Source organism: Spirosoma radiotolerans (assembly GCF_000974425.1).
GTDB lineage: Bacteria > Bacteroidota > Bacteroidia > Cytophagales > Spirosomataceae > Spirosoma > Spirosoma radiotolerans.
Map to the genome: position 1 here is coordinate 1,075,124 of NZ_CP010429.1, position 13,484 is coordinate 1,088,607.

7 protein-coding genes are annotated in these 13,484 nt (G+C 48.9%); 5 read left to right on the plus strand and 2 right to left on the minus strand.

Features of this window, described 5'->3' with window-relative positions:
* Window positions 1-72: 72 nt before the first annotated feature.
* Both SD10_RS04185 and SD10_RS04190 read left to right on the plus strand, forming a co-directional pair.
* Complete coding sequence (locus tag SD10_RS04185) at window positions 73-3,459, plus strand: VCBS repeat-containing protein (protein WP_046375819.1); 3,387 nt, start codon at window positions 73-75, stop codon at window positions 3,457-3,459.
* A gap of 119 nt (window positions 3,460-3,578) precedes the next feature.
* Complete coding sequence (locus tag SD10_RS04190; RefSeq protein WP_046375820.1) at window positions 3,579-4,187, plus strand: RNA polymerase sigma factor; 609 nt, start codon at window positions 3,579-3,581, stop codon at window positions 4,185-4,187.
* Here the strand turns inward: SD10_RS04190 and SD10_RS04195 are convergent.
* A complete protein-coding gene (locus SD10_RS04195; protein ID WP_046375821.1) occupies window positions 4,184-5,344 on the minus strand; it encodes an FAD-dependent oxidoreductase in 1,161 nt (386 codons plus the stop codon). The two genes, SD10_RS04190 and SD10_RS04195, sit on opposite strands and share 4 nt — an antisense overlap.
* A 96-nt stretch (window positions 5,345-5,440) precedes the next feature.
* On the opposite strand from SD10_RS04195, the gene SD10_RS04200 reads away from it, so the two are divergent.
* The 3 genes from SD10_RS04200 (at window position 5,441) to SD10_RS04210 (ending at window position 11,620) form a co-directional block, all read left to right on the plus strand.
* The gene (locus tag SD10_RS04200) at window positions 5,441-6,400 is read left to right on the plus strand and encodes a helix-turn-helix transcriptional regulator (RefSeq protein ID WP_046375822.1); all 960 of its coding nucleotides are present in this window, start codon (window positions 5,441-5,443) and stop codon (window positions 6,398-6,400) included.
* A gap of 269 nt (window positions 6,401-6,669) precedes the next feature.
* On the plus strand, window positions 6,670-10,002 hold the full coding sequence (locus SD10_RS04205; protein WP_046375823.1) for a SusC/RagA family TonB-linked outer membrane protein: 3,333 nt from the start codon (window positions 6,670-6,672) through the stop codon (window positions 10,000-10,002).
* 19 nt (window positions 10,003-10,021) lie between these two features.
* Window positions 10,022-11,620 carry a SusD/RagB family nutrient-binding outer membrane lipoprotein gene (locus tag SD10_RS04210; protein WP_316933127.1) on the plus strand — a complete coding sequence of 533 codons (1,599 nt, stop codon included), beginning with the start codon at window positions 10,022-10,024 and terminating at the stop codon, window positions 11,618-11,620.
* Window positions 11,621-11,706: 86 nt separating this feature from the next.
* Here SD10_RS04210 and SD10_RS04215 read toward each other — a convergent pair whose 3' ends face one another.
* Window positions 11,707-13,278, minus strand: coding sequence for an FG-GAP repeat domain-containing protein (locus SD10_RS04215; RefSeq protein WP_046375825.1), 1,572 nt, complete (start codon window positions 13,276-13,278; stop codon window positions 11,707-11,709).
* Between the last annotated feature and the right edge of the window lie 206 nt (window positions 13,279-13,484).

Below are 13,484 nucleotides of genomic sequence, written 5' to 3' on the forward strand. Positions count from 1 at the left end.
GCAAAGAACGCAAAGATTTTCACCGCGTCCTTTGCGTTTTCCTTTGCGCCCTTTGCGGTTTATCTTTAGACTATGAAGTTGCTTTCGATCTGTTTATTGGTACTGCTCTTTGCCTCCTGCGACAATCAGGATACGCTATTCGAGAAATTACCAGCTTCCCAAACCAATGTCACGTTCAAAAATTCACTGGAAGAAGCGCCAGAATTTAACGTGCTGAAGTATGGCTATTTTTACAATGGCGGTGGCGTGGCCGCTGCTGATTTTAACAACGACGGCCTGGTCGATTTGTACTTCACGGGCAACCTGAACGCCAACAAACTCTACCTGAACAAGACCGAACCCGGCTCGGGCAAATTGACTTTCGATGACATTACCGATAAAGCAGGAGTTGGCGCAGCCGAGGGCTGGAATACGGGTGTGTCGGTGGTAGACATCAATGCCGACGGCTGGCTGGATATTTACGTTTGCCGATCGGCAGCTACGGATGCCCGACTGCGCCGAAATCTACTGTTCATCAACAATAAGAATCTCCGGGATGGATATCCCACTTTTACCGAAAAAGCCGCCGAGTATGGGCTCGATGATTCAGCCTATTCAACCCAGGCCGCCTTCTTCGATTATGATCGGGATGGCGATCTGGATTGTTTTTTACTAAACCATTCGGTACAGGAATATGCCGGTTTTAGTCGAATGATCAGCGACTATAAACAGCAGACGAATACCAATTATTCCAGCAAGCTGTACCAGAACCAGAATGGTAAATTCGTGGATGTTTCGGTTGCGGCTGGCTTAACAGCCAATGTGTTGAGTTTTGGGCTAGCCGTAGCCGTCAGCGATTTTAACAACGATGGCTGGCTCGATTTCTACGTCTCGAACGACTACAATGAAAACGATTATCTCTACATCAATCAGCAAAACGGCCGATCCGGCGTTCCGGCATTCAAGGAAGTGGTTCGGGAGTCGATGGGGCATACGTCCCTCTACTCGATGGGTTCTGATGCGGCTGATGTGAACAACGATGGGCGTATCGATTTGCTCACGCTGGATATGCTCCCCGAGCGGAATGAACGCATCAAACTGACGTCGGGCGACGATAATTACGACAAGTACGCGCAATTGCTGCGCTCGGGTTTCCATCACCAGACAATGCGCAATATGCTCCAGTTGAATGTAGGTGAAAACAAATTCGGTGATTCGGGCGCTGCCCTTCCTGTGTTCAGTGAGATAGGCCAGCTGGCGGGTATTTCCAATACCGACTGGAGCTGGGCCGGGCTGTTTGCCGATTTCGATAACGACGGTTGGAAAGACCTGTTTGTGAGCAATGGCTACGCCCGCGATTACACCAACATGGAGTTTTTGAAGTTTACGATGGATGAGCAATTGAAGGCCCGACAGACCGGTAAGCCCGCTGCCACGTCGGACCCACTGGCCGTGATCGCCAAAATGCCCAGCATCAACGAGCCTAACTTCATCTTTCGGAACCGGTCCGGCGATCCAGGGGGGCAGTTGACCTTCGCCAACGAAACCAGTACTTGGGGATTCGAGGAGAAAAATCAGTCGAATGGAGCCGTATATGCTGATCTGGACAATGACGGCGATCTGGATTTAGTGATCAACAACGTAAATGCCGAAGCAAGTATTTACGAAAACCATGCCGATATGAAAGGTCCGAATCACCACCTGAGCCTTCAGCTAAAAAGCCCTAACCTGGGGCAACTCATGGGCGCACGGGTAACCGTCTGGGCGGGTGGCCATATGCAGGTGCAGGAGTTTATGCCGGTTCGGGGTTTTCAGTCGGCTATGTACGGGCCGTTGTTGTTTGGGCTTGGTAAGGCTTCTACGGTCGACTCGATGCGAATTCGGTGGGCCGATGGGAAAACGCAGTTTGTCAGTTCCGCGGGTCTGAACAAGGTGCAGAACGGCCAGCTTACCGTTGCCTACGCCCCAACGGCCGATAATCAACCGGTTACTCCACCAAAAACTTTCTGGCAGGCTACCGGTGGAATGGCCTGGACGCACCAGCAACAGGCGGTCAACGACTTTAAAATTCAGCCGTTATTACCTTATATGCTTTCGCCAACGGGACCCTATTTTGCCATTGGGGATGCAAATGGTGACGGCCGCGACGATGTATTTACGGGTGGTGGGCGAGGACAGGGTGGCCAGGTGTTTCTGGCTGGAGCCAACGGATTTACGCCCATGCCCCAACCGGCTCTCCTGGCCGATCGAGCCTACGAAGATGCCGGAGCGGACTGGCTCGATGTAGATGGCGATAAAGACCTGGATCTGGTTGTGGCCAGCGCCGGATACGAGCTACCCATCGATGACCCTCGCCTGCAGGTTCGCCTGTACGTTAATGATGGGAAAGGACACCTGACCAAAGAAACTACTTTCCCTACTATTCGGGCGAGTGCGTCCTGTGTTCGCTCGGCGGATGTCGATGGAGACGGTGACCGCGACCTGTTCATTGGAGCGCGGGTCGTGCCAGGCCGTTACCCCGAAATGCCCCTCAGTCACCTTTTGCTGAATGATGGGAAAGGTCATTTTTTGGATGTAACAAGTCAGCAACGAGCCTTAACGCAACTCGGTATGGTTACAGATGCCGCCTTTGCCGACCTTACGGGTGATGGACGCCCGGAATTGATTGTGGCTACAGACTTTGGTCCCGTTCAGGTTGTTTCGTTTCCGAACGGAAAAGCCAAGGTACTCGACCAGGTACTGCCCGCCACAACCGGCTGTTGGAATCGGCTGTTAGTACAGGATTTCGATCAGGATGGTAAGCCAGATATTGTTGCGGCAAATGCCGGGCTGAATAGCCAGCTTCAGGCTACAACAGACAGGCCATTGACCCTATATGGCATCAAAAACGTAGCTGGTTCCGTGTTGCCGGTCCTGGTGGGTTACGATCGGAACAACAGCGCGGACAGGCAGCCACATCCGTTCAACGCCCGCGATGAAATGCTCGACCAGGTTGTGAGTCTGCGGAAAAAATTCACGGATTACATGAGTTATTCGAAGGCAACCATCACCGATCTATTTGAGCCCGATGAATTAAAGCGAGCCCAAAAACTTGACGCGGCCACGTTGCAAACCGTATTGTTTCGCAACAGCGGAGGCACAAGTCCCAGCTTTACGATGCAGCCATTACCGATTGAAGCGCAGGTAGCTCCGGCTTATGCCCTGGCTGCTGTTGATGTCAATCACGATGGCTTACCAGACCTGATTGTGGGTGGCAATCGCGAATACAACCGTGTTCGGTTGGGCAAAGATGACGCCAATCGGGGCCAGTTATTTTTGAATCGGGGGAAGGGAGGGTTCGCCTACGTGCCAATGGAACAGGCGGGCCTGCTGTGGGATGGCGACATTCGTGATCTTGCCCCGGTAACCGTAGCCGGACGTACCGAATTACTCGTCGGAGCTACTGGAAAGGCGATACGGGTGTTTGCGCTCGTGAAGTGAATAGCTGGATTGCCCGAACTGGATTCTTGTCTATGTTTTGGGTCGCCTGGTTAGTTGTACACACCTTCTTATGTTTTTCTGAATTTAACTGTTATTTTTCCTTACTTAAAACAGGTATTTTGGATCAGCGGCACCGCACAATCGAAGAGAACGAATACTTACTGGAGCTCTGGCAACGAGCAAAAACCGGCGATAAAGTCGCTTTTTGCCAACTGGCTGAGAAACAGTACAGGGCTTTGTTTGCCTACGCCACAAACTTTACCGAAGATCGTGATTTTATAAAAGATTCAATTCAGGAGATATTTATTCGTATCTGGGAGAGACGGGCCACGATTACGATTCAGTACGTATCTATTTACTTGTTCAAATCGCTCCGTAATCAGCTTCTTCAGGAATTTCGACGGAGTAAGCCTTTCCAATCATCGTTGAACAGCCCGGAAGTGAGCGAACTGTCGGACTGGCAGACCATTGAAACGCAGATTGAGCAGGGAGAGGCCGACTCAGAAAGTCAACTCAAAGTCCGTCAGGCCATCAATACCCTGCCCAAACGCCAGCAGGAGGTCGTTTTTCTTAAATTTTACAACGGGCTCGAAAACGACCAGATTGCTGAGCTAATGGACATCAACCGGCAGTCGGTAGCTAACCTGCTCTACAAAGCACTTGGTGCGCTGAAAAGCCAGGTGGCTTTTTATGCCTATTGGCTGGTATTTACTTTTCCACTGCTCTAATTCGGGTTAAACATGTTTAGTATTTTCTTTAATCCGTCTGGGGAGTGCATCCAGTCGGTGTTGTCCAATGTTTCCTTACCTACTTCGGCAAATCTGGCAAACATCTGTTTTTCATAATGCGCAATGGCCGATTTTAAATCAGCAAACGTTTCGCTGGTTAAACATTCACTTAATTCCAAGGCGTCAAGCATGGCCATATTTACGCCTTCGCCTGCATACGGTGGCATTAGATGGGCAGCATCGCCAATCAATGTGATGTTTGGCTGTGCTTGCCAGGATTGGTCCAATGGCATGCAGTAGAGTGGTCTTGGCGTAAAAAAGTTTTTTTCGTATTCGAACAGTTCGAGCCAGATGTTGTCCCATTCGGCGTATTCTTTTTTAAACCATTCCAAGACCTGTTTGCCGTCCTTAAAATCAATACCGCTGTTCACCCACCAATGGACATCTGCTTTCCAGCCAATATAAAAGTCCAGACTACCATTGCCTTTGGCACTTACCATTATTGTTTTTGAATCGCCAAAGGCCATGATTTTGCCACCCTGTAATAAGTCATAAATTTGGGGAGCATTCGTTTGAGCATCGTCAATATTTCTTTCTAAAATGGTAACGCCTGCATAAAACGGGTTGATTGGCGTAACGAATGGCCGAATTTTAGAATTAGCCCCATCTGCCCCAATGACAACATCGGCAATAACCGTGTTGCCATTTTGAAAATTTAGTTGAAAGGCATCGTCGATGCGTTCAACCGAGGCCACATGACTGTCCCAGACAACGGTGCCGGGCTGTAACGAATCCAATAATAGGTTTCTTAATGGTCCCCGGTCAATTTCGGGCCTGAACCATTCATCGCCAAAATCGCCCGTAGCCTCTTCGGTGTGTTCGTCATAGAAAATTTTTGCTTTTTCATCAACAATACGGAGTTGGTCAGCGTCCGGTCTGTAATTCGCTTTGAAGGCATCCATCAGACCTGCTTTCTCAAGTGCCTTCAATCCGGATTCAAAATGCAGATCAAGTGTTGCGCCCTGCGCCCTTACATCTCTGTTGACATCTCGTTCATATACGTTGACATGTACACCTTTGCGCTGTAAAAGCCTGGCCAGTGTCAATCCGCCTGGGCCACCGCCTATGATGGCCACTTGTTTGTTTTTTACTAACATGTTTGTAGTTGATGGTTACACTTTTTTCTGTACAGCGCAAAATTATGGCTACTTTTAAGCACGAAATAGCCGTAAATACTATTAAAATAGTCGTAAATGAAAATATCGGTTACGGATGAGGGGTCGGGCATTATGGTAAAATTTGCCCACGCCATTGGCGCCGTCGTACGCGGTCGTTATATCTATATTCCCGAAAGCAAGGGAGCGGGATACCTTACAGGCTTTTCCTGGGGAAACGATCTGCGGATGATGATTCGGAATTACCATCTCAACGAGGATGTCTTTGTCGAGCGGACAAATGTGATGGCTGAAGGGCAGGAGGACGTTATTTTTCTGCTAAGCGGCATCTTTCCCTCACCTGTACCATCCGAAAAGCAGCTATCGCCAGAGCGAGCCTATGTGTTTATCTGTATGCAGGCTGTTTCGTCCATATTGGAAATGCCGTCAAATACATTTTTCGGCAGTGTAACGATTGCGGCAACAAGACCATATCTGCGTCAGCTTTTTGGCAACATACAGCACCCGGTGGTAGAAAGTATTCTGGAAGCCAGGGATGGCTTTGTGTTTGAAACGAGCATTTCACCCGAAATAATTAAAGTTGCCAGCGATTTTTTGCACCAGACTGTCCCTGAAAGTCTGGAAAATCATTACTATAAACTGAAATGTGAAGAGTTGCTGTGCTATATTTTTGCCTTGCTGGTTCAACGGGAGGCTCTGCCAACGAGCAGTATGCACATCGACGATATTAAAGCTATTTATGCCATTAAGTTACGTTTGCAAGCGCACTTACACGAACCTCCCCATATTGCTGCCCTGGCCAGAGACGCTGGTATGAGCGAACCCAAGCTGCGCAAGCTGTTTAAACAGACCTTTGGCAAAGGTGTTTTTGACTATTACCAAACTTCACGAATGCAGGAAGCCGCCAGGTTACTGAAAGAAAAACGATTGACGGTCTCAGAGGTTGGTTACCAATTGGGATTTACAAACCTCAGTCATTTTTCAAGAGTTTTCGCCCAGCATATCGGCATGAAACCCAAGAAGTATCTAACCTCTTAAAAGAACAGCCTTCCCACCGTCGATTTCGAAGCCGGTGCCAGCGATGGCGGGTCAAGGCGCCACAACTGGCGAATTGCCCTACACTCTTCTGCCAGGCGGGCATGTACCATCGCTTAAGCTAATTTTATCAAGTAAAAATACTTATTAATAAATGTAATTAAATATAGCGTGCTATGTTTTTAAAAATTTTTATTTTGTTCGATTTAGTTCGAAGAATTTATTAATATTGTATTAAAGTTCCCTATTATATTAGTTTAACGAATTTATCTATGGCAAAAGATTTACTCAGGCTTGTTATCCTGTTGTTGGTGATAAGCACACCCGTATTGGCTCAGTCCATTTCGGGTAAGGTCACAGGTGGCAATGACGGCCAGCCTTTACCCGGTGTTTCTATCGTAGTGAAAGGAAGCACATTAGGTACAATAACCGATGCTGATGGTAAGTATACGATTACGACCGCCAAGAACAGAACGCTCGTATTCTCCTTTATTGGCTACAAATCAAAAGAAGTAGCTATCGATAGCCGATCGACCGTTGATGTAACGCTGGAAGAGGATGCTTCCAACATCAATGAAGTCGTTGTAACGGCGTTTGGTATCAAAAAAGAAGAGCGTGCCCTTGGTTACGCTACAGCGGTTGTCAACAATGAAGCGCTTGTTAAAACGGCATCGCCAAACTTCGCTACCGCCCTCTACGGTAAAGCGCCGGGTGTAACCATCAATGCTACGCCGGGTGGTGCTACCAGCGCGGTAAGCATCAGCGTGCGCGGTCTGGCCTCTATTACCGGTAATACGCAACCGCTGATCGTGATGGATGGTATCCCCATTCGGAACGGTGAGGTACGCAATAACGATTACTGGGGTGATCAACGTATACGGGGTAACGGTCTGCTCGATCTGAACCCCGCCGACATCGAGAACATCTCGATCCTGAAAGGCGCTTCGGCGGCTGCACTTTATGGCTCAGAAGCCGTTAACGGGGTGGTCCTGGTTACGACCAAAACGGGTAAAGGGAAAAAAGGCCTTGGCGTGGATTTCAGCGCCAGCTATAGTGTCGATAAAATTGCGTACCTGCCGCGTTACCAGAATGTCAGAGGGCCTGGGTATATGCTGAACTACAACAACGGTGGTCAGGATGCCAACGGATTTATTTATTACGATACGGATGGCGACGGCAAAGGCGACACCCGCGGATTGCTTGGGGCTACGGTCAATTTTGGTCCCAAATTCGATGGGCAGCCTGTAATGGCTTTCGATGGCGTTGTTCGGCCCTACGTGCCATCAGGGAATAGCTATGCCGATCTGTTCCAAAATGCACACAGTGCCAACATTAACCTGGCCGTGTCCAAATCGTCGGAAAACTCGACCCTGCGTTTTTCGTATACCCGCCAGGATAACGGTATGATCAGCTACGGGGCCAAAAACGAAAAGAACATCATGAACCTGAACGCCAGCTTTAATGAGAACAAAAAGCTGAAAACAGATCTGATGATCAACTACGTCAACCAGTACACGCACAATCGCCCGTTTAAAGTTGATCGTATGATTAACAACTTTTCGGGGATGATGAACCGGTTCGAGTCGGCCGACTGGTATTTCAACAAGTACCAGACGAGCCAGGGATACAAGTATGTAACGGGAACGAACCAGAGCCTCACACCAAACGAAAACATTATCCGGAATGGATTCAAAACGGATATTGGCGATTATGTATGGAGTACCCGTGCCAATACCTACGATGAGTACAGCAACCGGATCATTGCCAGCATCACCCAGAACTGGCAGATCACCGATGAACTGTCGCTGCGCGGCCGGGTTGGTACGGACTTTACCTCGGAACGTATGGAAGACAAGCAACGGAGCTCGACTCCATTGGCATTTGGCTACTCTGGCTCCTTCGCCATGCGCAATAACTTGTATACCAACGTGTACACAGACATTTTGCTGAACTATACCAAAAAAGTGAATGATGACATTACGGTTTCGGCTAGAGGTGGCTACACGGCGAATAAACTGCTGAACACGCTGATGCAACGGGAAACAAACGGTGGCTTGAGTACCGAAAATTTCTTCGACATGTCGGCTTCAGCCAACACGCCAGGCTACAATACAGCCTACAACTACCGCGATCGCTACGTTCGGGATGCTTTCCTGGGGACGGTAAACTTCGATTATAAGAATTTCTTCTTCATCGAAGGTACCATTCGCAGAGACCGTACATCGACGCTTGCCAAAGGAAACAATGCCTTTGTATATCCCTCGGTCAATACGAGCCTTGTTTTGAGCGACATATTCCGGTTACCGACGGTTATCGACTATGCCAAACTAAGAGGTTCGTGGGGTATCGTGGGTAACTATCCAGGCATCTATAGCGCCAACAATGCCTACAATCAGGGAAGCCTGAGTGTGCAGCAGAGTGGTGGGAGCTCGGTGCTGTATACGAATATCAGCAGCGACTACGGTAACGACAAAATACGGCCGGAGCAGAAACATGAATTCGAATTTGGTTTCGAAGCCAGACTGTTCAAAAGAAGACTGGGCATTGACCTGTCGTATTACAACGCACAGATTGTCGACCAAATTTTACCGCTGACGATTGCCGCTACCTCAGGGGCTAAAACGATTCTGGCCAACATCGGTACCTTGAGAAACCAGGGTCTGGAACTGGCCCTGAACGTGTCGCCATTGAGAAGCAGTGATGTCAACGGCCTGAACTGGGATTTGACCTTGAACCTGGCGAAAAACAGCAACAAAGTTGAAAAACTGGCCAACAACTCAACCGAGTTATTACACGCTGATTATGACGGAAACGCAGCTCAGCTACGCTCGGTAGTTGGTCAGCCAATGGGCGATATCTATGTACACGGTATCCTGAAAGATGCCAGCGGACGCAATGTGGTTGGCCCGAATGGCCTCTATCAACTGGATGGTGTTAACTGGATAAAAGCCGGAAACGCCATGCCGAAGCTAACGGGTGGTTTGCTGAATAGCTTCGGCTATAAAGGCTTCAACCTGGACGTGGTGGTTGACTTCCGCTACGGCGGTTCGATCATGCCAACAGGCATCAACTGGATGACATCGCGTGGTCTGACCGAAGAAAGCCTGACCGCTATGGATGCCGAGCACGGTGGCCTTAGCTATTACATAGATGCAAACGGTAAAGGGGTTCAGACATCGGCATCGGCTGGTCCGGCTGGTCAAACGGTATACCACGATGGTATGTTGATGAACGGCGTACTGCCAACGGGCGAGGCTAATACCAATGTTATCTCGCAGGCTGTTTATTACAACAGCACCTACAACTGGGGTGGTCCACAGTATGGCAACGCCCGTTATGAGCTGTATGTGAAGGAAAATACCTACGTCAAAATGAGAGAGATTTCGTTAGGCTATCGGATTCCGGCCAGCATCACCCGTAAAATTGGTACCCAGAATCTGACCCTGTCAGTATTTGGTCGCAACCTGTTCTTCATATACAGAACCATCAAAGATCTGGATGCTGAGCAAACCAACGTAGGTACGAAATGGTCGGATAACATCAACAATGCTGGTAATAACCCATCGTTCCGCACCATGGGTGTCATGTTGCGCGCCAGCTTCTAACCTTATGTCAATCATGAAGATGAAAAAAATATCTATTTTGTTTTTGGGAGGGCTTTTGCTGGCAAACGTGTCCTGTAAAGAGTCTGATTTTACCGACGCATACCCCAATCCGGCCAAGATTGCGGAGACAACCGTAGAGAAGCAATATACCGGCGTACTCTATGCCAATAAAGATTATGTACTTCCAGGCTACCGGTATTATTTCGTTTCCCTGCGTACATCCATCAATCACTACACGCAGGCAACGGGCTGGGTTAACGAGTCGGGACAGTACGTTCCGGGTTCGTCAGGGATCGAGGACGTCTGGTACAACTATTACAATATGCTGGCGCAGTACCGCGAACTGCAGAAAGTATATGCGTCGAAGACGGCTGAACAACAGGCTAACCTGAAGATTTTCATGCTGACAGCCGCCGTTTATGTGTATGATTATACCGCGAAAATGGTCGATCTGCACGGCTCTATTCCCTTCAGCACGGCCGGTTTGCTGAGTACGAATGGGGGCGAATACACCGCATCCAGTGCAAAGTTCGATACGGCCGAAGGCATTTATACCTTCCTGCTGGACGATCTGAAACGGATTGCGACCGAACTGAACGGGATTACGTTGAACGCCGGCTACCAGAAATCGTTTCAAACCCAGGATTTTGTGAACAAAGGTGATGTTACGGCCTGGAAGCGCTATACGAACTCGATTCGCCTGCGGTTGCTGAACCGCGTATCGGACGTGGCCAGCTTCAAAACCCGGTCGAATACGGAAATGGCTGAGATTCTGGGTAATGCAACCACCTATCCAATTGTCGAAACGAACGCGCAGAATATTCAGATCAATGTCTACGATATCAACACGGACATCAATTCGAAAGGGTTCCGCGATGGTATCGAGGGCGATGGCTGGTACGGGAATACGGCCGGGAAGGCGATCATCGATAACATGAACGCCAACAACGACCCCCGTTTGCCGATACTCTTTGAGCCAGGTGCCAATGCCGCCGGGAAGTATATTGGCATTGATCCGTTGGGTACCCAGGCCGCTCAAACCGCTCTCGTAAATGCCGGTCAGGTTGCAATCTACAACCGGTATACATTGAGTCGTAACCAGTTCTTTCCCGGTATCCTGATCAATGCCCCGCAAATGAATTTAATTAAAGCGGAGTATTACCTGAGAACAGCCAATGATGCGTCAGCAAAAACAGCCTACGAAACAGCCATCACGCAGTCGGTACAATTCTACAATGGAATTCTAGCACTGACCAACGCCACCGGTATTACAGGATCTGCCATTCCTACGCCAGCAACGGCCACGTCTATTTCGGCTTACATCGCTGGTCCGGGTGTGAACTGGAGCAGCGCGACCAGCGCCACCGACAAACTGAAGCTGATTGCTACTCAGAAATGGCTGCATTATAACCTGGTTCAACCGTACGAAAACTGGGCCGACATTCGCCGGCTGGACTACCCGGTATTGAACTTCCAGGCCGACAACGCGAACAACCAGACCTTACCGCCCGTTCGGTGGACGATTCCGGGGAATGAGATTACGTATAATGCAGCCAACTACGCGTCAGTAAAAGCAACTGATAACCTGACGACCAAGATATTCTGGGATGTGAAGTAAAAACTCCCGGTACCAATAAGACAATAAGTGTTAAATTAGAATGGGCAAACCGCTTGGCTTGCCCATTTTTGTTGCCAGGCCAGGTTCTATTTTCCCTGATTTTCCAGTACCAGCAGTTGTGGAAAGGAGGTGATGCCTTTAAAAAGCAACTGGGTCATTTCGCCAACCGTGTGGAAATAGGAGCCCAGCACAATATCCAGATCGCCATCCTGATCGATGTCGGCGGCTTCCATAGTTAACCATTTTCCATTGGCGGCTTCCGGAGTGCTAAACGGTTTGAAAGTCAACTGGCCTTCGTTGACCAGGTAAAGAAATCCTTGCTCCGGCTGGGCCAAATTGGTGTAGAACGAGGTGACTGCAATATCCACGTCACCGTCCTGGTCGAAGTCGCGGGCGATGGCTTTGCTGGCACCGTAGATGGGGTAAAACCAGGCTTCGCGGAAGTTGTCTTTTTTGTCGTTGAGATAGATGTGTACGCCGTGGTAATTCTTGTTGACGGCTGAGTAATCCCAGTTGTCGCCGTTGGCCAGCAGAATATCCTGAAACCCATCTTTGTTGAAATCGACGAGCTCAAAATAGCTGGACCCAAACACGGGTGGGAAACGTAAAACGGTTTTTTCTTTAAAGCGCCCGTTTCCCTGGTTGTAGAAAATGGATACTTCTTCCCGTGCCTGCGCCATCAGCACCAGGATATCGGGCTTTTTATCCTGATTGAAATCGGCAATCTCTACTTTTCGGGCACCAGGAAATGCCTTTAATACGTGTTCCTTCGTTGGCTCGAACCCATCGTACCAGAATAGCTTTCCGGCGTTATTCCCGAATCCGCAAATAACAACATCGTCTTTACCATCGGCATTGAGGTCGCCGGAAGCAAACTGCACGGGACGGGGCAAATTCTGAATATTTATCGGGCTGGAAGCGGGCTTTGCCGATCTTTCCAGCGTCATCAGCCTGCCCAACTGCTGATCGGACGGACTGAAGATGCCGATGGTGAGGAGCCGTGGTGCTGCATTTTTCGGAAAGTCTATATCCGTTGGTGGGGTATCGATCCACCATGTATCGGCCAGTTGGAGTTGTGAATTGAGCACATACAGGGCATTCTGGGCATCACCTACGTAAAGCTGAGCGGTAGTATTGTCGTACTTCAATAGGGTGGTTTGCGGTACCGGTTTATCGCTGAGAACCAGTTCCTTTGGCCTGAATAAAGGAAGCGCATTGGTAACGGTCAAATGTGGTTTTTGCGGCAATGGCTCGGCGGGTGCTGTCTGTTCGTAATAGTGAACAATTTTGTTCCAGTCACTTAGGGATAACGCAGCCGTTTTGGGGTAAATCGTCAGTTTCCGAATCGCTTTTTCTTCTTCGGGTGAGAGCGGTTTCAGGGTGTCCTGTTCGGGGAGTTTGAGGCCAAGCCGCCTGGCCATGTTCGGCAGAACGCCTGTAACCCAGGTCGTTTTGTCCAGGAGTTCCGGTGCAGGAAACAAATGACAACTCCCGCAATGGCGCAAAGCCAATTGTTTGCCAGTGGCAGTTGAATCAAGTATCGTTGCCCCTTCATTACCTGATGGGTTACCATCAACGATATCCGGTCGGTCGGGAACAGAAAAAGATACTATCCAGAGGGAAATGAGAAGAAGCAAACCGATTGTATAAGAAGGCATTGGATGAGTGCTGTCCGGTAAACCCAGTGCAGATGATTTAACCAGGGCATTGCACCGGGTTTCAACCCGGTGTCGGCCAAGATTTAGTCAAAAAAGCTACCAAAGGATATGGCTCTGTCTGGCTATTTAACAATATAGTTAATAAATTTTTTTCTAAACCACAGTATATTTTATATAAAATTTAAAATAACGGTATCTTTGTTTTT